Annotated in this window: 20 protein-coding genes; 6 read left to right on the top strand and 14 right to left on the bottom strand. The window is 59.7% G+C overall.

Annotated elements, in window-relative coordinates:
• The first annotated feature begins 4 nt into the window (after positions 1-4).
• Positions 5-3,076 carry an efflux RND transporter permease subunit gene (locus PSH65_RS26255; RefSeq protein ID WP_305423233.1) on the top strand — a complete coding sequence of 1,024 codons (3,072 nt, stop codon included), beginning with the start codon at positions 5-7 and terminating at the stop codon, positions 3,074-3,076.
• 278 nt (positions 3,077-3,354) lie between these two features.
• Positions 3,355-4,701: a Fic family protein gene (locus PSH65_RS26250; protein ID WP_305423232.1), complete on the top strand. Its 1,347-nt coding sequence runs from the start codon at positions 3,355-3,357 to the stop codon at positions 4,699-4,701.
• A 110-nt stretch (positions 4,702-4,811) separates the two neighbouring features.
• Here the strand turns inward: PSH65_RS26250 and PSH65_RS26245 are convergent, their stop codons facing one another.
• From PSH65_RS26245 to plsB, 3 genes are read right to left on the bottom strand one after another with little or no spacing between them, the layout of a single operon-like run.
• Positions 4,812-5,501 carry a DUF4197 domain-containing protein gene (locus PSH65_RS26245; RefSeq protein ID WP_050682631.1) on the bottom strand — a complete coding sequence of 230 codons (690 nt, stop codon included), beginning with the start codon at positions 5,499-5,501 and terminating at the stop codon, positions 4,812-4,814.
• A 27-nt stretch (positions 5,502-5,528) separates the two neighbouring features.
• Positions 5,529-5,927 (bottom strand): YbaY family lipoprotein, encoded by a 399-nt coding sequence (locus tag PSH65_RS26240; protein ID WP_305423229.1) that lies wholly within the window; start codon positions 5,925-5,927, stop codon positions 5,529-5,531.
• 51 nt (positions 5,928-5,978) lie between these two features.
• Positions 5,979-8,483 carry a glycerol-3-phosphate 1-O-acyltransferase PlsB gene (gene plsB, locus PSH65_RS26235; protein WP_305423227.1) on the bottom strand — a complete coding sequence of 835 codons (2,505 nt, stop codon included), beginning with the start codon at positions 8,481-8,483 and terminating at the stop codon, positions 5,979-5,981.
• Positions 8,484-8,649: 166 nt separating this feature from the next.
• Between plsB and PSH65_RS26230 the strand changes: the two genes are divergently transcribed.
• Complete coding sequence (locus PSH65_RS26230; RefSeq protein WP_007964248.1) at positions 8,650-8,859, top strand: cold-shock protein; 210 nt, start codon at positions 8,650-8,652, stop codon at positions 8,857-8,859.
• 136 nt (positions 8,860-8,995) lie between these two features.
• Here the strand turns inward: PSH65_RS26230 and PSH65_RS26225 are convergent, their stop codons facing one another.
• The 4 genes from PSH65_RS26225 to PSH65_RS26210 form a co-directional block, all read right to left on the bottom strand.
• A complete protein-coding gene (locus PSH65_RS26225) occupies positions 8,996-9,373 on the bottom strand; it encodes a hypothetical protein (RefSeq protein ID WP_038979139.1) in 378 nt (125 codons plus the stop codon).
• Between the two features lie 82 nt (positions 9,374-9,455).
• Positions 9,456-10,265 (bottom strand): putative RNA methyltransferase, encoded by an 810-nt coding sequence (locus tag PSH65_RS26220; RefSeq protein ID WP_305423225.1) that lies wholly within the window; start codon positions 10,263-10,265, stop codon positions 9,456-9,458.
• Positions 10,265-11,416: a succinyl-diaminopimelate desuccinylase gene (gene dapE, locus PSH65_RS26215; protein ID WP_305423224.1), complete on the bottom strand. Its 1,152-nt coding sequence runs from the start codon at positions 11,414-11,416 to the stop codon at positions 10,265-10,267. The genes PSH65_RS26220 and dapE overlap by 1 nt, the downstream gene beginning before the upstream one ends.
• A 240-nt stretch (positions 11,417-11,656) precedes the next feature.
• Positions 11,657-14,248 (bottom strand): glycosyltransferase, encoded by a 2,592-nt coding sequence (locus tag PSH65_RS26210; protein ID WP_305423222.1) that lies wholly within the window; start codon positions 14,246-14,248, stop codon positions 11,657-11,659.
• 287 nt (positions 14,249-14,535) lie between these two features.
• On the opposite strand from PSH65_RS26210, the gene tcdA reads away from it, so the two are divergent.
• Entirely contained in the window at positions 14,536-15,348 is an 813-nt protein-coding gene (gene tcdA / locus PSH65_RS26205) for a tRNA cyclic N6-threonylcarbamoyladenosine(37) synthase TcdA (protein WP_370694669.1), read from the top strand.
• A gap of 130 nt (positions 15,349-15,478) precedes the next feature.
• On the opposite strand, the gene PSH65_RS26200 is transcribed toward tcdA, so the two are convergent.
• The 7 genes from PSH65_RS26200 to map form a co-directional block, all read right to left on the bottom strand.
• The gene (locus PSH65_RS26200) at positions 15,479-15,883 is read right to left on the bottom strand and encodes a SufE family protein (protein WP_305423218.1); all 405 of its coding nucleotides are present in this window, start codon (positions 15,881-15,883) and stop codon (positions 15,479-15,481) included.
• Entirely contained in the window at positions 15,880-17,085 is a 1,206-nt protein-coding gene (locus tag PSH65_RS26195; protein WP_305423217.1) for an aminotransferase class V-fold PLP-dependent enzyme, read from the bottom strand. The genes PSH65_RS26200 and PSH65_RS26195 overlap by 4 nt, the downstream gene beginning before the upstream one ends.
• Positions 17,086-17,193: 108 nt before the next feature.
• Positions 17,194-18,228 (bottom strand): 2,3,4,5-tetrahydropyridine-2,6-dicarboxylate N-succinyltransferase, encoded by a 1,035-nt coding sequence (dapD, locus tag PSH65_RS26190; RefSeq protein WP_305423216.1) that lies wholly within the window; start codon positions 18,226-18,228, stop codon positions 17,194-17,196.
• A 33-nt stretch (positions 18,229-18,261) separates the two neighbouring features.
• The gene (locus tag PSH65_RS26185; RefSeq protein ID WP_305423214.1) at positions 18,262-18,624 is read right to left on the bottom strand and encodes an ArsC family reductase; all 363 of its coding nucleotides are present in this window, start codon (positions 18,622-18,624) and stop codon (positions 18,262-18,264) included.
• Positions 18,625-18,895: 271 nt separating this feature from the next.
• The gene (gene dapC, locus PSH65_RS26180) at positions 18,896-20,095 is read right to left on the bottom strand and encodes a succinyldiaminopimelate transaminase (protein WP_305423213.1); all 1,200 of its coding nucleotides are present in this window, start codon (positions 20,093-20,095) and stop codon (positions 18,896-18,898) included.
• A gap of 153 nt (positions 20,096-20,248) precedes the next feature.
• Positions 20,249-22,951, bottom strand: a complete 2,703-nt coding sequence (locus PSH65_RS26175) for a [protein-PII] uridylyltransferase (RefSeq protein WP_305423212.1) — start codon at positions 22,949-22,951, stop codon at positions 20,249-20,251.
• Positions 22,952-22,996: 45 nt separating this feature from the next.
• On the bottom strand, positions 22,997-23,779 hold the full coding sequence (gene map / locus PSH65_RS26170; protein WP_052966361.1) for a type I methionyl aminopeptidase: 783 nt from the start codon (positions 23,777-23,779) through the stop codon (positions 22,997-22,999).
• Positions 23,780-24,152: 373 nt separating this feature from the next.
• Here map and rpsB point away from each other — a divergent pair, with 373 nt between their 5' ends.
• Positions 24,153-24,890: a 30S ribosomal protein S2 gene (gene rpsB / locus PSH65_RS26165; protein WP_007907989.1), complete on the top strand. Its 738-nt coding sequence runs from the start codon at positions 24,153-24,155 to the stop codon at positions 24,888-24,890.
• Between the two features lie 192 nt (positions 24,891-25,082).
• The gene (gene tsf / locus PSH65_RS26160) at positions 25,083-25,946 is read left to right on the top strand and encodes a translation elongation factor Ts (protein WP_305423210.1); all 864 of its coding nucleotides are present in this window, start codon (positions 25,083-25,085) and stop codon (positions 25,944-25,946) included.
• Positions 25,947-25,966: the final 20 nt, after the last annotated feature.

The following is a 25,966-nucleotide window of genomic DNA, read 5'->3' as shown; positions in this document are numbered from 1 at the left end:
CCCGATGGGTTTCAATCTTTCCGAATGGGCGCTGCGTAACCGCCAGATCGTACTGTTCCTGATGCTCTTGCTGGCCGTCGTCGGCGCGTTGTCCTACACCAAGCTCGGCCAAAGCGAAGACCCGCCGTTCACCTTCAAGGCCATGGTGATTCGTACCAACTGGCCGGGCGCCACGGCTGAGGAAGTATCGCGGCAGGTTACCGAGCGTATTGAAAAGAAACTGATGGAAACCGGCGAGTATGAACGGATCGCTTCGTTCTCCCGCCCGGGTGAGTCCCAAGTGACATTCATGGCCCGGGACTCCATGCACTCGGTGGAAATTCCGGACCTCTGGTATCAGGTCCGCAAGAAGATCAGCGACATTCGCCACACCCTGCCGCCGGGCATCCAGGGGCCCTTCTTCAACGATGAATTCGGTACCACCTTCGGCAATATCTACGCCCTGACTGGCGAAGGATTTGATTACGCGGTGCTCAAGGACTACGCCGATCGCATCCAGATTCAGCTGCAGCGGGTCAAGGATGTGGGCAAGGTCGACCTGCTCGGGTTGCAGGACGAGAAGATCTGGATCGAACTCTCCAACGTCAAACTGGCCACCCTCGGGTTGCCGTTGGCGGTGGTGCAGCAGGCGCTTGAAGAGCAGAACGCGATGTCCACCGCAGGGTTCTTCGAAACCACCAGTGAGCGTTTGCAGCTACGGGTTTCGGGGAATTTTCAGACAGTCGACGAGATCAAGAACTTCCCGATCCGCGTCGGTGATCGCACGTTCCGCATCGGTGATGTGGCGAACGTTCGTCGTGGCTTCAACGATCCACCGGCGCCGCGCATGCGCTTCATGGCTGAAGACGCCATCGGCCTGGCCGTGGCCATGAAGGATGGCGGCGACATTCTGATTCTGGGCAAAGCGCTGGAAGTCGAATTCGCCCGGATCCAGAAAAACCTCCCGGCCGGCATGCAGTTGCGCAAGGTGTCCGATCAACCCGCCGCGGTGAAAACCGGTGTCGGCGAGTTTGTTCAGGTGCTGGTAGAGGCGCTGGCGATTGTGTTGCTGGTGAGCTTCTTCTCCCTCGGTGTGCGCACCGGCATGGTCGTAGCCCTGGCGATTCCGCTGGTGTTGGCGATGACCTTCGCCTGTATGTATTACCTCGGCATCGGGCTGCACAAGATTTCCCTCGGCGCACTGGTGCTGGCGCTGGGGTTGCTGGTGGACGACGCGATCATCGCCGTGGAAATGATGGCGATCAAAATGGAGCAGGGCTTCGACCGGGTCAAGGCCGCCAGCTATGCCTGGACCAGCACCGCGTTCCCGATGCTCACCGGTACGTTGATCACCGCTGCCGGTTTCCTGCCGATTGCCACCGCGCAATCGGGCACCGGTGAATACACCCGCTCGATCTTCCAGGTGGTAACCATTGCACTGGTGGCGTCGTGGATTGCCGCCGTGGTGTTTGTGCCTTATCTGGGGGAAAAACTCCTGCCAGACCTGGCGAAAATTCACGCCGCCAAACACGGCACCGGCGACGGCCAACCCGACCCTTATGGCACGCCGTTCTATCAGCGTGTCAGACGGCTGGTGGAGTGGTGCGTGCGTCGGCGCAAAACGGTGATCGTCCTGACCATCGTGATGTTCATCGCGTCAGTGGTGCTGTTCCGTTTCGTGCCGCAGCAGTTCTTCCCGGCTTCGGGGCGGCTGGAGTTGATGGTCGATCTGAAACTGGCCGAAGGGGCCTCTTTGAGCAACACCGCCGAGGAGGTCAAACGCCTCGAAGGCCTGCTCAAGGATCGCGCCGGGATCGACAACTACGTGGCTTACGTCGGCACAGGTTCGCCGCGGTTCTATCTGCCGCTGGATCAGCAACTTCCAGCAGCGAGCTTCGCCCAGTTTGTCGTCTTGGCCAAAACCATCGAGGATCGCGAAACCCTGCGCACCTGGCTGATTGAAACCCTCAACGAACAATTCCCTGCCTTGCGCTCGCGGGTCACTCGGCTGGAGAACGGCCCGCCGGTTGGCTATCCGGTGCAGTTCCGGGTCACCGGTGAGCACATCGAGGAAGTCCGCGCATTGGCCCGTAAAGTCGCGGCCAAGGTTCGCGAGAACCCACACGTGGCCAACGTGCATCTGGACTGGGAAGAGCCGAGCAAAGTCGTTTACCTGAACGTCGATCAGGACCGCGCACGAGCACTGGGCGTGAGCACGGCGAACCTCTCGACTTTCCTGCGAGGCTCGCTGACCGGTGCCAGTGTCAGCCAGTACCGCGAAGACAACGAGTTGATCGAGATCCTGCTGCGCGGCACCGTGCATGAGCGCACCGAATTGGCGTTGCTGCCAAGCCTGGCCGTGCCGACCGACAATGGGCGCAGCGTGGCGCTGTCGCAGATTGCCACGCTGGAATACGGCTTTGAAGAAGGCATCATCTGGCACCGTAACCGCCTGCCCAACGTGACGGTTCGCGCCGATATCTACGGCAAGGAGCAACCGGCGACGCTGGTGCAGCAAATCATGCCGACCCTCGATCCAATTCGTGCCGAACTGCCAGACGGCTATCTGCTGGACGTCGGCGGTACGGTAGAAGACTCGGCTCGCGGGCAGAACTCGGTGAAGGCCGGTGTGCCGCTGTTTATCGTGGTAGTGCTGACGTTGCTGATGCTGCAACTGCGCAGTTTCTCACGCACCGTCATGGTGTTTCTGACGGCGCCGTTGGGGCTGATCGGTGTGACGCTGTTTCTGATGGTGTTCCGCCAGCCGTTCGGTTTTGTGGCGATGCTCGGGACCATCGCCTTGTCCGGGATGATCATGCGTAACTCGGTGATTCTGGTGGATCAGATCGAGCAGGATATCGCTGCCGGGCTTAAGCCTTGGCAGGCGATTATCGAGGCGACGGTGCGGCGGTTCCGACCGATTGTGCTGACGGCGCTGGCGGCGGTGCTGGCGATGATTCCGTTGTCACGCAGTGTGTTTTTTGGGCCGATGGCGGTGGCGATCATGGGCGGGCTGATTGTGGCGACGGCGTTGACGTTGCTGTTTTTGCCGGCGTTGTATGCGGCTTGGTTCAGGGTCAAGAAAGAGGTTGTGTGATCCTTTGATCTTGGCGGCCTTCGGGCCGACCATGCTGTTGGTTGGTGGAGAGGGGCGGGTGTACGCCGCTCCACTGTGGGAGCGGGCTTGCTCGCGAAGGCGGCCTGACAGCCGACCAATTTCCCTCAGACATACGCCGACCCATTTACAAGGAGCGAGGCTTGCCCGCGAAGGCAGTCCCGGCTCCTACACATATTTCAGATCCGTCTGATATTGAGTCAACCCAGGTGCGCTGTTGTACTCAAGACTCAATTTCGTGAGTTTTTGAGACACCGATAATGAAAAAGCCGCCCATGCTGAAGGGCCGATCCGACCCGGTGTTCGATCTGTTGGGGCAATCGCCCCACAAGGAACGCCTCTCGGACTATCTCGCACTGCTCAAGCCTCTGGACGATCAGGGGCGTTACCTTCCATTCGATGAGTTGCGCTACCGCTGGGCGCCGGGGCTGGATCCGAATCTGTGCTGGGCCTTGGTCAAGAAAGCCCGGACCGCGCAGTATTCCAGCCTTTTGCCATTGGGCGAGCCCATTCAATGGGGCCAATTTGTGCTGACCCCGTTGGCCCAGAAAGCTGTTTCGGCCGTTGATCGACAAGCGACGACGGCAGCGCTGGAATACATGACCGGACAGATCGGCGAGCGCGCGCATTTCAGCTATCTGCTCAACGATCTGATCGAAGATGAAGCCATCAGCAGCAGCCAGCTCGAAGGTGCGGCGACCACAACCCGAGTGGCCAAGGACATGCTCAAACGCAAACGCCTGCCGCGCACACCGGATGAGCGGATGGTCAATGGTAACTACAAAATGATGAACTTCGCCTGGGAAAAGCGTTACGAGCCCTTGAGCGTCGAGCTGATCGCGGCGATGCATCGTGTCGGCGTCGAAGGTATCGATGACCCGCAATATTCACCGGGTGCCTTCAGGATCAACGATGACGTGGTAGTGCAGGATGGCGAAGGTAATATCGTGCATACGCCGCCACCCGTAGCGGGGCTCGCGTCGCGATTGCAGGTGCTGTCGAAGTGGATCAACCAGTCTCACGACGATCCCGGTCAAGTGGATTACCTTCATCCATTGATCAAAGGTATCGCGCTGCATTTTGCCCTGGGCTATGAGCATCCTTTTCGCGACGGCAACGGTCGGGTCGCGCGGGCTCTGTTTTACTGGTTCATGTTCAAGAATGACTTCTCGGCCTTTCGCTACATCGCGATCAGCTTGTTGCTGCGCAATGCGCCGGTGAAATACGGGCGCTCGTATCTGAATACCGAGGCCGATGATCTGGATCTGACCTATTTCATCGACTTCCAGTGTTCAGTCATCTCCAGGGCAGTCAGCGCTTTTACCGAGGCTTATCGAAAAAGCCTGGCCTATACCGAAAGCTTTGATCGTTGGCTGCTGGAGTCGGGTTTTTTCGATCAGCTCACCGAGAAACAGCGAGCCGTATACCAAGTGGCCAAGAGTGGAATGGCCAAGGAGTTCACGGCGGTCAATGTGAAGGAGAATCTGAACTGCTCTTACAACACCGCGTCGGCCACCCTGAACGGGTTGGTCGAGTTGATGGTGTTCGAGAAAAGGAGGATGGGGCGCGAGTGGGTGTTCTTCCTGCGGGCAGCGTCGGCGACCTGATCCTTTGTGGGAGCGGGCTTGCTCGCTCAAGCGGCGGTCCATCCAACACTGATGTGACTGTCTGATCGCTTTCGCGAGCAAGCCCGCTCCCACAGGGTTCCATGTCAGGTTTAGAGCGTACCAAACACCTTCTTCGCCAAACTGGTCGCCGCCGCCGCGGGGTTCTGGCGAATGGTTTCTTCCTGCTTGCCAATCATCTCGAACAAACCGTTCAACGCCTGCTCGGTCACGTAGCTTTCGATGTTGGCATTTTTCGCATCCAGCGCGCCCAGGGTCGCGGCTTGTCCGGCGAAGGCGTTGTACTGCTGGGCCAAACCGACCTGGTCGGTGGCTTGTTTGACGATCGGCAGGAACTTGGTGCGGATCTGCTCGCGGCTGGTTTTGCTCAGGTACTGAGTGGCCGAGTCCTTGCCGCCGCTGAGGATGCCCTTGGCATCTTCCACGGTCATCTTCTTCACCGCATCCACCAGAATCGGCTGGGCTTGCGTCACGGCCGTTTCAGCCGCTTTGTTCATACTGGTTTCCAGTTGATCGACTTGATCACCCATGCCGAACTGTTTCATTTTCTTGGCGACTTTACCCAGCTTGCCCGGCAGTTCGATCTTCACATCCGGGTTGTTGCTGAAGCCGCCGGGTGTGCCGAGTTGTTTAACGGCCAGTTGCGCGCCTTGGGTCAGGGCGTCCTTGAGACCGCCGGTGGCGTCTTGTTGCGACAGGTCACTGAGAGACCCTGCCAGGGCGTTGGCGCAGATCATCAAGCCTGCGCACAGGCCGGCGAAGCGAAGGGTAGGGCGGAGCATGGCGGCTTCCTTGTTCATAAAAGAGAGTTAGCGGGCTGCGTCGACGCGGATTTTCAGTGGCTGCGGATCTTTGCCGTCCAGTTTCACCGCGTGATTTTCAGTGGTGATGAACATCAGCTCGCCATTGACTTCGATGCGGGCGCTGACCGAATAGCGATGGCCGGGTTTGACCTGCGCCGGATCGTAGCTCAAATGGAACGGCAACGGCACCTGGCCTTTGACCGGGCCTTTCTGCTCGGCGAGTACTACCGCCGGTGCGTCGGCCAGGGACACATCTTGCAAGCTGACGCTTAAGGTTGCGCTCGGTGGCAGGGCGATGCGTTGCAGGTAGAACACTTCGCCGTCGAGGTCGGCGTTGGCGGTCGGTTGGGTCGACTGACAGGCACCGAGCAGGGTAGTCAGCAGGACGAGTGAGAGTTTTTTCATCGAAGATCTCCATATCGAAGGCGCCAGAAGAAGCCTGGCGCTTGTAGGAATTTAGACGGTCTGCGCTGGAGTCGCGACTTGGTCTGCCGCGTCTTCACTGCGATGCAGCGCCACCTGACGGATCGACAAACGAATCTCCGCCGGCAATACCCGTTTGGCCGCGCCTTCGGCCAGTTCGCCTAACAGTTCGTGATAGCTCAGCTTGCCGGCTTCATCGCGGCGCAGCACGTCGAGGTCCAGCATCGTCTGGATGAAGTGACGGAACAGGCTCTTGTCGAAGAACTCAGGGGCGTTCAGGCCGTGGAGGATCGACAGGCGCTGGGCCATGACGGTGCACAGGTCTTCGAGCTCTTCGGCGCTGATGCTGTTCTGGCCGCTGTTGAGCAGCAGGGAAACGGTCATGTAGAAGCGCTGCAAGGTCTGGGCGATGCTTTTTGACAGCAGCGTCAGCAACACGAAATGCCGCGAGCTCGGTGCCGGACGCAGGTACACGTCTTTCTCGAAACGCAGCAGGCCTTGCTCGACGAAGGCTTCGAGCCATTGATCGATTACGCCGTCAAGTTCGTCCAGCGACCAGCGAATGAACAGCTCCGATTGCAGGTACGGATACAGTGCGCGGGTGTAGCGCAGGATCTGCTCGCGGCTCATGCGCGAGGTGCTCTGGAAGAAACTCGCCAGTAACGACGGCAACGCGAAGATGTGCAGCACGTTATTGCGGTAGTAGGTCATCAGGACGGCGTTTTGTTCGTCCAGGTACAGAATCTTGCCCAGCGCATCGCTTTGCTCGGACAGCAGGTCCATGTCCTTCACGTGCTCGATCAACGCGCGACCGTCACCGTCCGGCAGGGTGGTGTGTGGCGAGTAGGGAACCTTGCGCAGCAGCGCCAGATATAAATCCAGCACCCGCGCCATGGCGCGGTCGTCCAGCGCCAGGCGGCTGGTGGACAGCAACGCCAGGGCTACCAGATTCACTGGGTTGATCGCCGCCGCTTCGTTTAGATGCTGCGCGACTTTCTCGCCGAGGCGGTTGGTGGTTTCGTTGAGCCAGGCCGGTTTGAATTGCGGGCCGTGTGCCTGTTGGCGCCAGTCTGGCTGTTCGCTGTCGAGGAATTCCGCCAGTTTGATCGGTTCACCGAAGTTGACCGCGACCTGACCGAAACGCTGTTTGAGCGCGCCGATGACTTTGAAAATGTCGAAGATCGATTCTTTCTTCTTGCTCGCACCACGCAATTCGCCGAGGTAAGTGCGGCCTTCCAGCACGCGCTCGTAACCGATGTACACCGGCACGAACACGATCGGCATGCGCGACGAACGCAGGAAGCTGCGCAGGGTGATCGCGAGCATCCCGGTTTTCGGTTGCAGCATGCGCCCGGTGCGCGAACGGCCGCCCTCGACGAAGTACTCGACCGGGAAGCCTTTGGTGAACAGGGTGTGCAGGTACTCGTTGAACACCGAGGTGTAAAGGGGGTTGCCCTTGAAGGTGCGGCGCATGAAGAACGCGCCGCCACGCCGTAGCAGGCTACCGATCACCGGCATGTTGAGGTTGATCCCGGCGGCAATGTGCGGCGGAGTCAGGCCGTTGCGGAACAGCAGATACGAGAGCAACAAGTAGTCGATGTGGCTGCGGTGGCACGGCACGTAGATCACTTCGTGACCCTGGGCGACTTTCTGCACACCTTCGATGTGGTTGACCTTGATCCCGTCGTAGATTTTGTTCCAGAACCAGCTCAGCACCACTTCCAGAAAGCGGATCGCGGTGTAGGTGTAGTCCGAGGCGATCTCATTGCCGTAACGCAGGGCCTGGGCCTTGGCTTTTTCCGGAGAAATATTCTCGCGCTCGGCTTCGTCGAGGATCGCCTGTTTGACCGAGGGCTGATTGAGCAGGCCTTTGACCAGGTTGCGGCGGTGGGAAATGTCCGGGCCGATCACCGCGGCTTTCAGGTTGCGAAAGTGCACCCGCAGAATCCGCTGGGCCATGCGCACAGTGCGCTCGTGGCCTTTGTTGTGATCGATCAGCTCTCGCAGATGAATCGGCGCCGAGAACTGCACCCGGGTCTTGCGCCCGAGCACAATGATGCTCAGCAGCCGCCGCAAACGCCCGGTAACGGCCCAGCTGTCGGCGAACAGCAGTTTCCACGGGCTCGATTCGCTGTCCGGCGACTGGCCCCAGAACACGCTGACCGGAATGATCTGCGCGTCTTCGGCGGCGTTCTGGCTCAGGGCGCTGACCAGACGGGTCAGGGTCGGTGGTGCGCCACGTTTGTCCTGACGGCCGAGCCAGTCGGGCTCCGGCGTCAGGTAAAAGAACGCGGCGGGCTCCACCAACGCACCCACCGACACCGGCAACACCGGGCGCGGCAGGCCGGCCTTGCTGCATTCGGTATCGACCACGGCGAGGTCGGTCAGTGAAGGATTTTGCAGGACGTAGAACACCGGCCGGCTGCGGTCGAGGTTAAGGGTGAACGACGACTGGTTGATCGTCTCCGAGCGAACCCAGAGGTACAGCAGTCGGCGCAGGGTGCCAAACACAAGACGGCGGAACGGGGAGCGGGTCATACGGCTTCTGCGTGAGTGGATAAAACCGAGCAAATGCTCGGGCGGCCGATAGTGTGCCGTATTCGCCGAAAATCGGCAAAAAAGCGGCTAAGTAAACTTGAGTTGAGAGTTTGCGCGGCTGTCATATACTCGGCCGTTCAAAATAAAAACAAGGGGGTAACTAGATATGGCTACGCGCGAAACCGGCAATGTGAAGTGGTTCAACGACGCCAAGGGCTATGGCTTCATTCAGCGCGAGGACGGGGTGGACGTGTTCGTGCACTACCGCGCGATCCGCGGCGAAGGGCATCGCTCGCTGACTGAAGGTCAGCAGGTTGAGTATGCGGTGGTGACCGGGGAGAAGGGCTTGCAGGCTGAGGATGTGGTGGGTCTGTAAACACAACCCTTCAAAATCACACAATACCCTGTGGGAGCGTGGCTTGCCCGCGATGACGGCGGCACATCCAACAATGATGTGACTGACAAACCGCAATCGCGGGCAAGCCCGCTCCCACAGGTCCGTTGTACGGCTTTTACGCGGTTTTCCAGGTGATCTCTTCTTCACCATCAACGCTGATCCGCATCCAGCGATCGGCCGTCTCTTCACCTTCTTCCTCGACCCAGCTGCCCGGCGCGCAACGCACTTCGACGTTCAGCGCGGCAAAGGCTGCGCGGGCGCAGGCGATGTCGTCTTCCCATGGGGTCTGGTCGCTTTCCAGGTAAAGGCTGTTCCATTTGCCGACAGCTTTTGGCAGCCAGGTAACTGGCACGTTGCCGGCCTTGCACTTGTAGGTCTGGCCTTTCTGGACCCAATCGGTGCACGGGCCTAAAGCCGCGCCGAGCCAGGCCGCGATGGCCTTGTAGTCGACGTCGGCGTCTTTGAGGTAAATCTCGATATCGGGTTGGCGCATGGATGTCCTCACTGCGGGTCTGAAAAATCCATTCGCGGATTTAGCCGGCCTCGAGCCGTTGCTCAAGACCAAAAATTAAGAGTTATTGAAGTACGAAATAATCGTAGCGCATCGACACAGTGACCTCGAACGGTTCGACTTGTTCGATGACCGCCGCCCGGCGTTCGGCACTGGCACGCCAGCCATGGGGTGTCATGGCCAACAGGTTCGCGCGATCCTGACCACTGACCAACGTCAGTTTGAACTCCAGGGTTTCGCTGTGTTGCAGCGCCATGCCTTCTGGCACCAATGCCAAGTGCTTGTCATCGGTGTACTCGCGCACTTCGTCGTACAGCCGCTCGCGCAATTCCATCAGATGGCCGCTGGTCGGCCCGACTTTCATCAAGCCGCCGCCGGGGCTGAGCAGGCGTTGGGCTTCTTCCCAGTCCAGCGGGCTGAAAACACTGGCGAGAAACTGGCAGCTGCCTGAGGCCAACGGCACCCGGGCCATGCTGGCGATCAACCAGGTCAGCGCAGGGTTGCGTTTGCAGGCGCGTTTGACCGCTTCCCGGGAAATGTCCAGCGCATAGCCATCGGCGTTGGGCAAGGCTTCGGCGATTTGCGCGGTGTAGTAACCCTCGCCACAACCGATGTCCAGCCAGCGCTGGGGCGCGTAGTGCGCCGCCAGTTCCGCCAGGCGCTTGGCCACCGGCGCGTAATGGCCAGCGTTCAAAAAGTCGCGACGGGCTTCGACCATCGCCAGGTTATCCCCAGGGTCGCGGCTGTTTTTATGCTGCACCGGCAACAGGTTCAGGTAACCCTGCCGCGCACGGTCGAAACGATGCCCGGCGGGGCAAGCCACGCCGTTGTCCACCGCGTTCAGCGGTTCGCTGCAGATCGGACACGCAAGCATCAGGCGAGCAACTTGATCAGGGTCTGGTAGTAGATCTCGGTCAGCACATCGAGGTCGGCCGCCAGTACACGCTCGTTGACCTGGTGGATCGTCGCGTTGACCGGGCCCAGCTCGACAACCTGAGTGCCCATGGTCGCGATGAAGCGCCCGTCGGAAGTACCGCCGCTGGTGGACGCCTTGGTCTCGCGACCGGTGATGTCCTTGATGCTCGCCGATACCGCGTCGAGCAGGGCGCCCGGTTCGGTGAGGAATGGCAGGCCGGACAGCGCCCAGTCGATGTGCCAGTCCAGAGCATGCTTATCGAGAATATCGGCGACGCGTTTTTGCAGGCCTTCGACGGTGGATTCGGTGGAGAAGCGGAAGTTGAACACCGCCACCAGATCACCCGGAATCACGTTGGTCGCGCCGGTGCCGGAATTGACGTTGGAAATCTGGAAACTGGTTGGCGGGAAGAAATCGTTGCCGTGGTCCCAGTGCTCGGCGGCGAGCTCGGCCAGCGCCGGGGCAGCGAGGTGGATCGGGTTCTTCGCCAGGTGCGGATACGCCACGTGACCCTGCACACCGCGCACGGTCAATTTGGCGCCGAGGGAGCCGCGACGGCCGTTCTTGACCACGTCACCCACCAGTGTAGTGCTCGACGGTTCACCGACGATGCACCAGTCCAGACGTTCTTTACGGGCGGCGAGGCGTTCGACTACGGCTTTGGTGCCGTGATGCGCCGGGCCTTCCTCGTCGCTGGTGATCAGGAAAGCGACCTTGCCCTTGTGGTCCGGGTAGTCGGCGACGAAGCGCTCAGCGGCTACGGTCATGGCCGCGAGGCTGCCTTTCATGTCTGCCGCGCCACGACCGCAGAGCATGCCGTGCTCGTCGATCACCGCGTTGAACGGATCGATCTGCCAGGCGGTTACCGGACCGGTCGGGACTACGTCGGTATGGCCGGCGAAGCACAGCACCGGGCCTTCGTGTTTACCGTGAGTCGCCCAGAAGTTATCCACATCTTCGATGCGCATCGGTTCCAGTTTGAAACCGGCATCGCCCAGGCGCTGCATCATCTGCTTCTGGCAATCGGCGTCGACCGGCGTCACGGACGGACGGCGGATCAGGTCGATGGCGAGTTGAAGGGTCGGCGAAAGGTCGGCGTGGGCCGTCATGGAAAGCTCCGAAAACATGAAATATGGGCGCGGGCCAAATGTGGGAGCGGGCTTGCCCGCGAAGGCGTCGGCACAGTCAATATGGATCTTGAATGTTCCGGCCTCATCGCGGGCAAGCCCGCTCCCACAGGGATTGAGTTCAGTTGACAAGACCGTATATCACGCCAAGGCCTGCAAAATGGCGGTTATCTTAAAGCAAAACGGCGGCCATTGGCCGCCGTTTAGTGCATCTGTACTGATTTAGACAGCCGGTGCGGTCGTGGCTTCGGCTACCGGTTTGGGCAGCGAAGACAGGAACGCCATGATCAGCGCCGCCAGGTACGGTAGCGACTGCACCAGCAACATGGTCACCCAGAAGCGCATGTCGTTGCTCGGCAAACCGTTCACCAGGAAGATCCCCAGCGCCGCGCCCCACAACAGCAGCATGATGAACACCTCTTCGCGGGCCTCCGAAATCGCCACCCAGAAGCCGTGGTTATCGGCGTTTTTCGGGGTGCGGAAGAACGGAATGCTGCTGGTGAAGAAACCGTACAACACCGCTTTGGCAATGGTGTGCGACAACGCCAGCCCTGCCAATGCCGCGCAGAACGCATCCTTGAGGTTGACCCCGACCGCGCGACGGTAGAGGAAGATGATCTTGCCGACCTTGAACACGAACAGCGCCAACGGCGGGATCGCGAAAATCAGCAGCGGTGGATCGACCCGTTGCGGCACGATGATCATCGCCGCCGACCACAACAATGCGCCGACGGTGAAGAAGATGTTCATGCCGTCTGCCACCCACGGTAACCAGCCCGCGAGGAAGTGGTAACGCTGGCCACGGGTCAGTTCGGTGTCCTTGCCGCGCAGCAGGCTGGCGGTATGACGCTTGATGATCTGAATCGCCCCGTAGGCCCAGCGGAAACGCTGTTTCTTGAAGTCGATAAAGGTATCGGGCATCAGGCCTTTGCCGTAGCTGGTGTGGTAATACGCCGCCGACAGACCTTTTTCGAACACGCGCAGACCCAGTTCGGCGTCTTCACAGATGCACCAGTCGGCCCAGCCCAGTTCCTCGAGCACCGAGCGCCGGGTCATGGTCATGGTGCCGTGCTGGATGATCGCGTCACGGTCGTTGCGGGTGACCATGCCGATGTGGAAGAAGCCTTTGTATTCCGCGTAGCAGAGTTTCTTGAAGGTGCTTTCGTTCTGGTCGCGGTAATCCTGTGGCGACTGCACCACAGCGATTTTCGGGTCCGCGAAGTGCGGCACCATGTGCTTGAGCCAGTTCGGGTCGACACAGTAGTCCGAGTCGATCACCGCAATCACTTCGGCATCCTTGGCGGTGTGCGGAATCAGGTAATTCAGCGCGCCACCTTTGAAACCGGCCAACGGTGCCACGTGGAAGAACTTGAAGCGCGGGCCGAGGGTTTCGCAATAATCGCGTACCGGCTCCCAGACCGCCGGGTCCTTGGTGTTGTTGTCGATGATCAGGACTTCGAAGTCCGGATAGTCGAGGTTGGCCAGGGCGTTGAGGGTCTGTTTGACCATCTCCGGCGGCTCGTTGTAGCACGGTACGTGAATCGACACTTTCGGTCGGTAGTCCGAATCACCCTCTACCGGCAGGAATTCACGCCGGCGTTTGTGGGTCCATACCGCCTCGGCCAGTTCATGGGCCTCGGTCAGCAGAACGATAAACACCCCGAGTGCACCGAGGGCGAGCAGGAAGCCCACCGTCAGGCTGAACCAGGTGCTGTATTGCTGGCTGTAGTCGTAACCGATCCACACCAATACCGAACCGCACAGGAATGCGATAAAGGTCAGGAAGGTGCGGCCGCGTTGACGCAGGGCGGAGCCGTCGATCATCAGCAGGGTCAGGGACAGCAGTGCCAGCACTACGGAGCCGATAGCCAATACGCGCCATTGCGGGATCGCGACGACCGGGCCTTCGAAGTTGAACTTCTGCTGACGCGCGGCGTTGAACACGCCCCAGTACGCGCCCACCGAACCTTCGTCACTGGCTTTCCACGGTTGGTCAAACGCTTCGATCACGAAGTAGTTGAAGCCTTGGCGGTTGAGCTTGTTGACCAACGTGCGCAGGTAGATCGCCTGGTCCGCCGGCGACGCATCGGCGCCACCGCGCATGCGGCCGTTGCTCGGCCAGCCGACCTCGGAGAGCAGCAGCGGTTTTTTCGGGAACATCTTTTTCAGGTCACGGGCGCGGTCGAGGACGAACTGACCGGCCTTGTCCACCGGAACGAACTCCCAGTAGGGCAGAATGTGAGCGGCGATCAGGTCGACGTGCTTGGCCAGGCTCGGGTTTTCTTCCCAGACGTGCCACTGTTCAGAAGTGGTGACCGGAACCTTTACGGCCGCGCGGACGCGATCCAGGATCAGGCTCAGCTCTGCTGCAGTGATTTCCTTACGGAAGATCGCCTCGTTACCGACAATCACACGAACCACGCTGCGCGAGGTGTTGGCGATTTCGATGGCGCGGGTGATCTCGCGCTCGTTGCGCTCTTCGTCCGGGCTGATCCAGATCCCCAGGGTCACCCGCAGGCCGAATTCTTCCGCCAGTTTGGGAATGTTCTCCAGGGTGCCGTCGACCGAGTAGGTCCGGATGTTGTCCGTCAGCTTGCTCATGATCTCCAGGTCGCGACGCATTTCATCGTCGGTCGGCCACTGGGCTTTTTGCGGGTACTGGCCTTGCTGAAACGGCGAGTACGAAAAGCCGGAGATCTGTTCAGGCCAGTTGGGGGCGGTGACCGGGCGATTGACCAACGCCCAGAAACCGGTGAACAAGGCGGCGATTGCAAGAACCACGACCAGGTTGAGTCCAAATTTACGCGATGACATAGCTATTTCAGGTTCCAGGAGCTGCTGAACGAAGGAACGGTCGGCGGCCGGCTGCCAAGGGGCGGGGGCGCGCATCCTACACTGGGCGTTCACTGACCGTACAGCGGACAGGGAAATGCCGGACGTTGGGCAATCCAAGTCGACTTAAGTTCTTTGACCGGGGCGGTATAGCCCAATTCCAATAAATTTGTAGTCAATTGAAGCCGTCAAGACTGCCGTCCATAGCCCAAAGGTGCTCTTGACCGCCGACGGCCCTATAATGCGCGCCGGTTTTTGGGGTAATGGTCATGAGTACAGAAGATCCGCGGTTTGCTGGCATCGCCCGCTTGTATGGCATCGAAGGCCTGGAGCGTTTGCGCGCGGCCCATGTGGCGATCGTCGGCGTCGGTGGCGTTGGCTCCTGGGCGGCGGAAGCTGTCGCCCGGTGTGGCGTGGGCGAGATTTCGCTGTTCGACCTGGACGACGTCTGCGTCAGCAACGTCAACCGTCAACTGCATGCGCTGGACAGCACCGTCGGCACGCCCAAGGTCGAGGTGATGGCCGAGCGCCTGCGCGGGATCAATCCGGACTGCACGGTGCATGCGGTGGCGGACTTCGTCACCCGTGAAACCATGGCCGAGTACATCACGCCGAACATCGACTGCGTGATCGACTGCATCGACAGCGTCAACGCCAAAGCGGCGCTGATCGCCTGGTGCAAGCGTCGCAAGATCCAGATCATCACCACCGGCGGCGCGGGCGGGCAGATCGACCCGACACTGATCCAGGTCTGCGACCTGAACCGCACGTTCAATGATCCGTTGGCGTCGAAAGTGCGCTCCACGTTGCGCCGCGACTACGGCTTCTCCCGCACCGTGACCCGCCACTACAGCGTCCCGTGCGTGTTTTCCACCGAGCAACTGCGCTACCCGAAACCGGATGGCAGCATTTGCTTGCAGAAGAGTTTTGTCGGTGATGGCGTGAAGCTTGACTGCGCCGGGGGCTTTGGCGCGGTGATGATGGTGACGGCGACATTCGGCATGGTCGCGGCGACCAAGGCTGTGGATAAGATTGTGGCTGGAGTGCGGCGCCCGGCGGATCGGGTCAAGCCTCAGGATTGATTGTTGTTGCTTATGGCCCCATCGCGGGCAAGCCCGCTCCCACATTAATCCGGGTTGGATGTTAAATTTGGGTTCACCGCAAATCCCTGTGGGAGCGGGCTTGCCCGCGATAGGCTGCGAAGCAGCCCTTTTACTGAGCCAACTCATTCATCCGCTGGAGCACGGCATTGAGGCCATTACTGCGTGACGACGACAACTGCCGCGACAGGCCTAGCTGATTAAACCAATCCGGCAAATCCACCTGCTGCAGTTCAGCTGCCGACAACCCATTGACCCGTGCCAGCAGCAGCGCCACCAGCCCGCGAATCAAGCGCGCATCGCTGCTGGCGCTGAACTGCCAATGACCGTCCTGCAGCGCACCGACCAGCCAGACCTGGCTTTCACAGCCATGCACGCGGTTGGCTTCGACTTTATCCACATCGCTCAACGCAGGCAGGCGGTCGCCCCATTGCATCAGCAACCGCGCCCGCTGCTCCCAGCTCGCAGTCTTCTGAAAAGTGTCCAGCGCCATGACGGCATCGGCGGGCAAGGTCATCGCAGCAACTCCAGGGCCTGATCCAGCGCTTCAAAAAAGCGCTCTAGGTCTTCCGAATCGTTGTACAACGCCAACGACACCCGAATCGCCCCGGCCAGTTCAAAGCTTTTGAGCAACGGCATGGCGCAATGATGACCGGCGCGTACGGCGATTCCCTGTTCGGTCAGTAAATGCGCCAGATCAGAGTTATGCACACCCTCGACGACAAAACTGGCCAGTGCCAATTGTGGCTTACCCAGCAGACGAATGCCGTTGCGCGATTCAAGGCCTTTGAGCAAATAGTCGTGCAGCGCCGCTTCGTGGGCGGACACGGCGTCCTGATCCAGCGCGGCCAGATAGTCCAGGGTTGCTCCCAGGCCAATCACGCTGGAAATCGGCGGCGTACCCGCCTCGAACCCCAGTGGCGCAGGACGAAAGCGTGCGTCGTGGTAGTTGGCATCCAGCACCATTTCGCCACCGAACTGCCACGGGCGCAGTTGCTCGAGCGCTTCATGACGACCGAACAGCGCACCCAGGCCATCCGGGCCGTAGAGCTTGTGGCTGGAAAACACATAGAAGTCGCAGCCCAGCGCCTGCACGTCATGCCGGCCATGCACCACGCCTTGAGCGCCGTCGACCACGGTCAGCGCGTTGTGCGCCTTGGCCATCGCCAGTAACGCGGGCAACGGCTGCCAGGCGCCGAGCACGTTGGACAGCTGGCTGACCGCCATTAGGCGGGTACGCGGGCCGATCAGGCGAGCGGCGGCCTCAAGGTCAATCAAACCGTCGGCATTGAGCGGCAGAATGACCAGTTTCAAGTCGCGACGGTGGGCCAGTTGCTGCCACGGCAACAGGTTGGCGTGATGTTCCAGAGCGCTGATGACAATTTCATCGCCCGGATTGAATACGTGTTCCAGGCCATAGGCCAGGAGGTTCAGCGCGGACGTCGCGCCGTGGGTAAAGATGATCTGTCCGCAATCGCCGGCATTGAGCCAATGCGCAACTTTTCTGCGGCTGTCCTCGAACGCTTGGGTGGCATGGGCGCCGGGCAAGTGTTGCGCCCGATGCACGTTGGCCGCGCCGTTGGCGTAGTAATGCGCCAGGGCATCCAGCAGGGCTTGAGGTTTTTGTGTGGTGGCGGCGTTGTCCAGATAAGTCTGGTCTTGCCGTTGCAATGCGGCGATGGCTGGGAAGTCGGCGCGCCAGGGAGAGGGAATCATCATGTGTCATACGCCTGACCCTGTGGGAGCGGGCTTGCTCGCGAAGGCGTTCTTGAGATCGCCGAAAAGCTTCGTGAGCAAGCCCACTCCCACAGGTAATCGTGTGGCTGCTTAGTTGTGAGCGTGCAGCGCTTCGTTCAGTTCGATGGCCGATTTGTGAGTTTTGCACTCCACGGCACCGGTCTCCGAATTGCGACGGAACAGCAGGTCAGGTTGACCAGCCAGTTCACGGGCTTTAACGACTTTGACCAGTTTGTTGTGCTCGTCCAGCAGCGCCACCTTGGTGCCGGCCGTCACGTACAGGCCCGATTCAACGGTGTTGCGGTCGCCCAACGGGATACCGATACCGGCGTTGGCGCCGATCAGGCAGCCTTCACCGACCTTGATCACGATGTTGCCGCCACCCGACAGGGTGCCCATGGTCGAGCAACCGCCGCCCAGGTCCGAACCCTTGCCGACGAACACGCCCGCCGACACACGACCTTCGATCATGCCCGGGCCTTCAGTGCCGGCGTTGAAGTTGACGAAACCTTCGTGCATCACGGTGGTACCTTCGCCCACGTAAGCGCCCAGACGGATACGCGCCGCGTCAGCGATACGCACGCCGGCCGGTACCACGTAGTCGGTCATCTTCGGGAACTTGTCCACCGAGAACACTTCCAGCAGCTCGCCGCGCAGACGGGCTTCCAGTTGATGCTCGGCCAGTTCGGCCAGGTCGATCGCGCCCTGGCTGGTCCAGGCCACGTTCGGCAGCAACGGGAAGATCCCGGCCAGGTTCAGGCCATGCGGCTTGACCAGACGATGGGACAGTAAATGCAACTTGAGGTAAGCCTCAGGCGTGGAGCTCAGTTGCGCGTCTTCGGCCAAAATAGTCGCGACCAGCGGCTTGTGACTCTCGGCCAGACGGGTCAGCAGCGCAGCCTGGGCAGCATCGACGCCTTTCAGCGCTTCAGCCAGTTGGGACGCCTGAGCGGTGCTGAAGGCGATGGCCTGATTGCCTTCGGTGTAGCCCAGAACAGGCGCGATGGCAGCGACCAGTTCGGCCGACGGGTTGAGCAGTGGCTGCGCGTAAAACACTTCCAGCCATGCGCCTTGACGGTTTTGAGTGCCGACACCAAAGGCCAGGCTGAACAGGGTAGTGGACATGTTGATACCTCTAACAAAATGGAACGGGCTGCCTTACTTGAGTGCGGCCGCGTAGATATCTGGCTTGAAGCCAATCAGGGTTCGGTCACCGAGATCGAGCACCGGGCGCTTGATCATCGAGGGTTGTGCGAGCATCAGTTCGATGGCTTTCGGCTGGTCGAGATCGGCTTTGCGTTCGTCGTCGAGCTTGCGAAAGGTCGTACCTGCACGGTTCAACACCACTTGCCAGCCGTGCTCATCGCACCATCGGCTCAGGTGTTCACGGTCGATTCCGACCGTTTTGTAATCATGGAAGTCATAGCTGACAGCGTGTTCATCGAGCCAGGTGCGCGCCTTTTTCATGGTGTCGCAGGCTTTGATGCCGAAAAGGTGCAACGTTTTGCTTGAAACGGTCAAGGAATTGCCCCCTTTGCTGGTACTGAAAATAAAAGGTGACGGATTATGCCATGACCGGACGGTTTCGCGTCGGCTGTGGTCGGGTTTGTCTTTTTGACTTGGCCATGGGCTGTTCCATGCAGCCTAGGTGCAGCAGTCGGCCTGCATTCTAAGCGGCGAATGTGGCACTTCAATGGCCGGCCTAAGCACAAACGTTCGGGGATTTGCCGGAGCGGCATTTGTGTTTGAAGGCGCTGCGGGCGCAGCGCCTGGAGTTTATGCCGGCGCGAGGTTATTTGCGGCGCTGTACGAAGTTACGAATTCGTTCGGCGGCTTCCACGCACTCCGCCAGCGGTGCAACCAGCGCCATCCGTACACGCCCGGCGCCCGGGTTGACGCCATCCGCTTCACGGGACAGGTAAGAGCCCGGCACCACGGTCACGTGTTCCTCGGCAAACAGATCCCGGCAGAATGCCGCGTCGTCGCCTTGCACGTTCGGCCACAGATAGAAACCGCCATCCGGGCGCTGCACATCCATCACCGGGCTGAGAATCTCCAGCACCGCATCGTATTTCTCGCGGTACAGCGCGCGGTTGGCGCGCACATGCACTTCATCATTCCATGCAGCAACGCTGGCCAGTTGGGTCTGAACCGGCATCGCGCAGCCGTGGTAGGTGCGATAGAGCAGGAAGCCCTTGAGGATGTCGGCATCACCGGCCACAAAGCCCGAACGCAGGCCCGGCAGGTTGGAGCGCTTGGACAGGCTGTGGAACACCACGCAACGCTTGAAGTCCTTGCGGCCCAGTTCCACGCAGGCGCTGAGCAGGCCCGGCGGTGGGGTTTGTTCGTCGAAGTACAGTTCGCTATAGCATTCGTCGGCGGCGATCACGAAGTCGTATTCGTCGGCCAGGGCGATCAGCTTCTTCAGGGTGTCGACCGGAATCAACGCGCCGGTCGGATTGCCCGGCGAGCACAGGAACAGGATTTGGCAGCGCTTCCAGATGTCTGGCGAAACGGCGTCGAAATCCGGGTTGAAGCCGTTTTCATCCAGGCATGGCAGGTAATGCGGCTTGGCCCCGGCCAGGAACGCGGCGCCTTCATAGATCTGATAGAACGGGTTCGGGCTGACTACCAAGGCATCGTCGCCACGGTTGACCACGGTCTGGGTGAAGGCGAACAGCGCTTCACGGGTGCCGTTGACCGGCAGTACGTTGCGCGCCGGGTCGAGCCAGTCGTTCGGGACGCTGAAGCGACGTTCGCACCAGGCGGCAATGGCTTCACGCAGGGCCGGAATGCCGAGCGTGGTCGGATATACGGCCATCTGATCCAGATTGCTCGCCAGCGCTTCGGCGACGAAGCTCGGCGAACGGTGTTTCGGCTCGCCGATGGACAGCGCAATGGCGCGTTTGTCCGGGTTTGGCGTGACGCTGCCGAGCAGGGCGCGGAGCTTTTCGAACGGGTAGGGCTGCAACTGGTTCAGAGCGTTGTTCATGGGGGCCTCTTTTAATGTGGAGGCGGGCTTTGTGTGGGAGCCGGGCTTGCCCGCGATTCAGGCGCCTCGGTGCGTCAGATGCACCGAGGTGATGCTATCGCAGGCAAGCCAGCTCCCACATAGGCTCGCTCCCACAGGGGGAAGTTTGTAAATTCAGATACTAATGCGCGAAAGTTTGATATCGGGTTCCTGGCTGACGCTCAGCTGTTCGACGATTGCATCCTGCAAACGGCTGCACAGCAACGGGTCGGATAGCGGCTGATTGTTCGCGTCGGTGATGAAGAACACGTCTTCCACGCGCTCGCCCAAGGTGGCGATCTTGGCGTTTTGCAGCGACAGATCGAACTCTAGGAAAATCGTCCCGATCCGTGCCAGCAGCCCAGGGCGGTCGGGCGCACTGAGCTCCAGCACCGTCACCGGACGCTGGGCGTCGTTGTGGATCGTCACCTGTGGCGCAAACGCGAAATGCTTGAGCTGGCGCGGTACCCGACGCTGGATGATGGTCGGGTAGTTGTCCGGATTGCGCAGGGCTTCGGTCAGGCCTTCGCGGATCTGCTTGACCCGTGCCGGGTTGTCGCCGATCGAGTCGCCATCGGTGTCGAGCACGATATAGGTGTCGAGGGTGAACTGGCTGCTGGAAGTGATGACCCGGGCGTCGTGAATGTTCAGATTGAGCTGGTCCATCGCCGCCACGGTCACGGCGAAGAAGTCGTGTTGATCCGGTGCATAGATGAAGATCTGCGTACCGCCCTCGAACTCGCGCTGGGTGGTTTCCTTGATCAGTACCAGCGGGCCGCCGTCGGCCGGCTGCTGCAGGATCGCGTCGGTGTGCCAGGCCACGTCGCCAGCGGTGTGGCGCAGGAAATAGTCATCACCCAATTGCGCCCAGAGCTGCTCGACATCGTCCGGATCGTTGCCGCCGCGTACCAGGATGTCCAGTGCCGCGCTCTGGGTCTGGCGGATCTGCTCTTCGCGGTCCACCGGGTTTTCCAGGCCGCGACGCAAGGCGCGCTTGGTCTCGGTGTAAAGCTGGCGCAACAGGCTCGCGCGCCAGGAATTCCACAGCGTCGGGTTGGTTGCGTTGATGTCTGCAACGGTCAGCACATACAGATAATCGAGGCGGGTTTCATCGCCGACGGTCTGCGCGAAATCGTGGATCACGTGCGGGTCGGAAAGGTCCTTGCGCTGGGCCGTGGTCGACATCACCAGATGGTTCTGCACCAGCCACACGATCAGGCGGCTGTCCCAGATCGGCAATTGGTGGCGCTGGCAAAAGGCTTCGGCATCCACGGCGCCGATTTCCGAATGATCGCCATGCCGGCCTTTGCCGATGTCGTGGTACAGGCCGGCCAGGTAAATCAGTTCGGGTTTGGGCAGTTTGGCCATGAGCTTGCTGGCCAACGGGAATTTTTCCGACACCTGGGTGTACTGCAGCTTACGCAAGTGCTTGATCAGATTCAGGGTATGGGCATCGACCGTATAGATATGAAACAGGTCATGCTGCATCTGCCCGACAATGAAGCCGAACTCTGGCAGATAGCGCCCAAGGATGCCGTAACGGTTCATCCGCCGCAGATTGCGGTGGATGCCGATCTTGCACTTGAACAGCTCGATGAACAGGCTGGTATTACGAATGTCGTTGCGAAAATCGTCGTCGATAAGATGACGATTTTCCCGCAGCAGGCGGATGGTATCGGCGCGTACGCCTTTGATCTCCGGTTGCTGGGCCATCAGCACAAAGATCTCGAGCATGGCGAATGGCGTACGGCGGAACACGTTGTCGTTACGCGCCTCGATGTAGCCGTCGTGCAGCTGGAACCGCGAGTTGATCGGTTGTGGTGGCGCTTCGTCTTCGGGGGCCAGGATCACTTCTTCGAAGTGCTGGATGATCAGGTCGCTGAGCTGGGCAATGCTCATGACCACCCGGTAGTACTGCTGCATGAAGTTTTCGATGGCTTGCTTGGCGTCATTGCCTGCGAAACCCAGCAATCCCGCAATCGAGCGCTGGTGATCGAACAGCAGGCGGTCTTCGGAGCGGCCGGCGAGCATGTGCAGGGCGTAACGTACCTTCCACAGAAACTCCTGGGACGAGGCCAGCAGGGCGTTTTCGCTCTCCACCAGGAAACCTTCGCCCGCCAGAGCCCGCAGGTTCAGGGTGCCGTATTCACGACGGGCCACCCACAGAATCGTCTGAATATCCCGAAGGCCACCGGGCGAGCCTTTGACGTTGGGTTCCAGGTTGTATTCAGTGTCATTGTATTTGTGGTGACGGGCCTTTTGCTCGGCGCGTTTGGCCAGGAAGAATTCCTTGCTCGGCCACATGTGCGCGGTGCTGGTGACATCCAGCATGCGCTGGCGCAACCGCTCGGGGCCGCAAATGGTGCGGCTTTCCATCAGATTGGTGACGACCGTCAGGTCGGCACGGGCCTCGACGGCGCATTCGTCCACCGAACGAACGCTCTGGCCGACTTCCAGGCCGATGTCCCACAGCAACGTCAGAAAGCGTTCGATGGAATCCCGAAAAATTTCGTGATCGGCGCTGTCCAGCAAAATCAGCAGATCGATGTCGGAATAGGGGTGCAGCTCGCCGCGACCGTAGCCACCGACCGCCACGAGGGCGATATCGGCGTCTTCGCTCCAGTTAAACTGTTCCCAGGCCTGTTGCAGGATATTGTCGATAAACCAGGCGCGATCCTCGATCAGCCGGCGAATATCCCGGCCACTGCGAAACCGCTCGTCGAGCACTTCGCGGGCCTGACGGATCGCCTTCTTGAAAGCAGCAATAGGGCTTGCTTTCAGGGCCAGTTCAGCCTGGAACTGGCCGCGGTCGAAGAGTTCGGGATCCACCTGCGGCATCGATTGGCTTTCCTTTCTGTAAGGCTGGGAACGGTGCGGGCGGGATCAGGCCGAAACGCGCGGGATCGTATCGTCGCTGCGCAGGGTGAAGATCTCGTAGCCGGTTTCGGTCACCAGCAGGGTGTGTTCCCACTGAGCCGACAGCTTGCGATCCTTGGTGATGGCGGTCCAGCCATCGCCCAGCACCTTGGTGTCGGCCTTGCCCTGGTTGATCATCGGCTCGATGGTGAAGGTCATGCCGGCTTTCAGTTCCATGCCGGTGCCGGCGCGGCCGTAGTGCAGGATCTGCGGTTCTTCGTGGAACACCTTGCCGATGCCGTGGCCGCAGAACTCGCGAACCACCGAGAAGCCGTTCTTTTCCGCGTGCTTCTGGATCACTTCACCGATATCGCCCAGGCGGCAGCCGGGTTTGACCAGTTCGATGGCCTTGTACATGCATTCCTGAGTCACCTGGGACAGACGCTCGGCCCAGACCGGAACGGAACCGACGTGGAACATGCGGCTGGTGTCGCCGTGGTAGCCGTCCTTGATCACAGTGACGTCGATGTTCAGCGTGTCACCATCCTTTAACGGTTTCTCGTTCGGGATGCCGTGGCAGACCACGTGGTTGATCGAGGTGCAGATTGACTTCGGAAAGCCCTTGTAGTTGAGCGGGGCAGGGATGGCTTTCTGCTCATTGACGATGTAGTCGTGGCAGATGCGGTCCAGCTCTTCGGTGGTGACACCCGGTTTGACATAATCAGCAATCATTTCCAGCACGTCGGCGGCCAATTTGCCGGCGATCCGCATTTTTGCGATGTCCTCTGGGGTTTTGAGGGTGACGGTCATACAGGCTCTCTCTGCGCTCAATGGCGCCTTCTAAAACGAAATGGGCGTTGCGCGAACAATTGTCGCGGCCCTGAAAAACACGATTCTATCAGACGATCAGCGCAAATCTGAGCCTCTGTGCATCGCTTCCCTCTATAGGATGGCGCATTCTGAGGGGATTCCAAGGCGGGGGCCAAAAGCATTCCCCAGGTTTTCAGAATCCGGGTTCCGTTTTTTTCTGCCTTGTGATATAAAATGCGCCGCTTTCCGGGGATACCCTGAAAAGCTTAAATCCACACACGTGTCGACACGATGACCTGGGTGCCTTCAGCTGAAGCTGCTGGTTGGTCATTGGGATACGTGGAGGCCAAACCCGACTTATTAAGGAACTATCATGTCCCAAGTCAACATGCGCGATATGCTGAAGGCCGGTGTGCACTTCGGTCACCAGACCCGTTACTGGAACCCGAAAATGGGTAAGTACATTTTCGGCGCGCGTAACAAGATTCACATTATCAACCTTGAAAAAACCCTGCCAATGTTCAACGAAGCTCTGACTTTCGTAGAGCGTCTGGCCCAGGGCAAAAACAAGATTCTGTTCGTCGGCACCAAGCGTTCCGCTGGCAAGATCGTTGCTGAAGAAGCAGCACGTTGCGGTTCGCCGTACGTCGATCACCGCTGGTTGGGCGGCATGCTGACCAACTTCAAAACCATCCGTGCTTCCATCAAGCGTCTGCGTGACCTTGAAGTACAAGCCGAAGACGGTACTTTCGCCAAGCTGACCAAGAAAGAAGCGCTGATGCGCACTCGCGATCTTGAGAAGCTGGATCGTTCCCTGGGTGGTATCAAGGACATGGGCGGTCTGCCAGACGCTCTGTTCGTTATCGACGTTGATCACGAGCGCATCGCGATCACCGAAGCCAACAAGCTGGGCATCCCGGTTATCGGCGTAGTCGATACCAACAGCAGCCCGGAAGGCGTTGACTACATTATCCCAGGCAACGATGACGCAATCCGCGCTATCCAGCTGTACATGGGTTCGATGGCTGACGCTGTAATCCGCGGTCGCAACCACGTTGCTGGCGGCACCGAGCAGTTCGTTGAAGAAGCTCCGGCAGCTGCAGCTGAGTAATTGACGCCCTGGCGTTGACTCAGTAAGCAAAAAGGGGGCTTGGCCCCCTTTTTGCCACCTCGAAAACCATTTGTGAGCAGCGCAGCTACAGCATCTGTAACGTGCAGCGGCTAACAAGGGTGGTTCGGGAAGAATTGAACGCCCGTTCGATCGGGTGGAATGGTTGAAAACCTATCCAAGAGGAATTTGAAAATGGCAGAGATTACTGCAGCGTTGGTCAAAGAACTGCGCGAGCGTACCGGCGAAGGCATGATGGATTGCAAAAAGGCCTTGACCAAGGCCGGCGGCGACATCGAAAAAGCCATTGATGACATGCGTGCTTCGGGCGCCATCAAGGCTGCCAAAAAAGCTGGCAACGTTGCCGCTGAAGGCGCGATCGCTCTTAAAGAAGACGGTAAATCCGCCGTTCTGCTGGAAGTGAACTCGCAGACCGACTTCCTGGCCCTGCAAGACGACTTCAAGGCATTTGTTGCTTCCAGCGTAGAAAAGGCATTCGCTGACAAGCTGACTGATGTCGCTCCGCTGGTCGAAGCTCAAGAAGCCGATCGCCTGGTTCTGGTCGGCAAGGTTGGCGAAAACGTCAACATCCGTCGCCTGGCTCGCGTTGAAGGTGATGTTGTTGGTGGTTACCTGCACGGCAACAAGATCGGTGTCGCGGTTGTTCTCAAGGGCGGCAACGTTGAGCTGGCCAAGGACATCGCTATGCACGTAGCGGCCACCAACCCTGAATTCCTGCTGCCATCGGAAGTTTCCGCTGAAGCGATCGAGCGCGAGAAAGGCGTGTTCCTGACCCTCAACGCTGACAAGATCGCTGGCAAGCCAGAAAACATCGTTGAAAACATGGTCAAAGGTCGTATCAGCAAGTTCCTGGCTGAAGCGAGCCTGGTTGAGCAGGCGTTCGTCAAGAACCCTGAAATCAAGGTCGGCGAACTGGCCAAGAAAGCCGGTGCTGAAATCGTTTCTTTTACCTACTTCAAAGTAGGCGAAGGCATCGAGAAGCCGGTCGACAACTTCGCTGAAGAAGTTGCTGCCCAGCTGGCTGCCGCCAAGCAATAAGACGGTTTTTTAACTGTCGC

The sequence above is a fragment of the Pseudomonas sp. FP603 genome (assembly GCF_030687415.1).
GTDB classification, from domain to species: domain Bacteria; phylum Pseudomonadota; class Gammaproteobacteria; order Pseudomonadales; family Pseudomonadaceae; genus Aquipseudomonas; species Aquipseudomonas wuhanensis.
Note: the sequence above shows the minus strand (reverse complement) of the source record. Positions and strands in the feature narration are given on the sequence as shown.

What these genes read in the sequence shown, in the direction of transcription:
- PSH65_RS26255 (WP_305423233.1), top strand. Translation starts at nt 5, where the DNA reads ATGGGTTTCAATCTTTCCGAATGGGCGCTGCGTAACCGCCAGATCGTA.
- PSH65_RS26250 (WP_305423232.1), top strand. Translation starts at nt 3,355, where the DNA reads ATGAAAAAGCCGCCCATGCTGAAGGGCCGATCCGACCCGGTGTTCGAT.
- PSH65_RS26245 (WP_050682631.1), bottom strand. Translation starts at nt 5,501, where the DNA reads ATGCTCCGCCCTACCCTTCGCTTCGCCGGCCTGTGCGCAGGCTTGATG.
- PSH65_RS26240 (WP_305423229.1), bottom strand. Translation starts at nt 5,927, where the DNA reads ATGAAAAAACTCTCACTCGTCCTGCTGACTACCCTGCTCGGTGCCTGT.
- plsB (WP_305423227.1), bottom strand. Translation starts at nt 8,483, where the DNA reads ATGACCCGCTCCCCGTTCCGCCGTCTTGTGTTTGGCACCCTGCGCCGA.
- PSH65_RS26230 (WP_007964248.1), top strand. Translation starts at nt 8,650, where the DNA reads ATGGCTACGCGCGAAACCGGCAATGTGAAGTGGTTCAACGACGCCAAG.
- PSH65_RS26225 (WP_038979139.1), bottom strand. Translation starts at nt 9,373, where the DNA reads ATGCGCCAACCCGATATCGAGATTTACCTCAAAGACGCCGACGTCGAC.
- PSH65_RS26220 (WP_305423225.1), bottom strand. Translation starts at nt 10,265, where the DNA reads ATGCTTGCGTGTCCGATCTGCAGCGAACCGCTGAACGCGGTGGACAAC.
- dapE (WP_305423224.1), bottom strand. Translation starts at nt 11,416, where the DNA reads ATGACGGCCCACGCCGACCTTTCGCCGACCCTTCAACTCGCCATCGAC.
- PSH65_RS26210 (WP_305423222.1), bottom strand. Translation starts at nt 14,248, where the DNA reads ATGTCATCGCGTAAATTTGGACTCAACCTGGTCGTGGTTCTTGCAATC.
- tcdA (WP_370694669.1), top strand. Translation starts at nt 14,536, where the DNA reads ATGAGTACAGAAGATCCGCGGTTTGCTGGCATCGCCCGCTTGTATGGC.
- PSH65_RS26200 (WP_305423218.1), bottom strand. Translation starts at nt 15,883, where the DNA reads ATGACCTTGCCCGCCGATGCCGTCATGGCGCTGGACACTTTTCAGAAG.
- PSH65_RS26195 (WP_305423217.1), bottom strand. Translation starts at nt 17,085, where the DNA reads ATGATGATTCCCTCTCCCTGGCGCGCCGACTTCCCAGCCATCGCCGCA.
- dapD (WP_305423216.1), bottom strand. Translation starts at nt 18,228, where the DNA reads ATGTCCACTACCCTGTTCAGCCTGGCCTTTGGTGTCGGCACTCAAAAC.
- dapC (WP_305423213.1), bottom strand. Translation starts at nt 20,095, where the DNA reads ATGAACAACGCTCTGAACCAGTTGCAGCCCTACCCGTTCGAAAAGCTC.
- PSH65_RS26175 (WP_305423212.1), bottom strand. Translation starts at nt 22,951, where the DNA reads ATGCCGCAGGTGGATCCCGAACTCTTCGACCGCGGCCAGTTCCAGGCT.
- map (WP_052966361.1), bottom strand. Translation starts at nt 23,779, where the DNA reads ATGACCGTCACCCTCAAAACCCCAGAGGACATCGCAAAAATGCGGATC.
- rpsB (WP_007907989.1), top strand. Translation starts at nt 24,153, where the DNA reads ATGTCCCAAGTCAACATGCGCGATATGCTGAAGGCCGGTGTGCACTTC.
- tsf (WP_305423210.1), top strand. Translation starts at nt 25,083, where the DNA reads ATGGCAGAGATTACTGCAGCGTTGGTCAAAGAACTGCGCGAGCGTACC.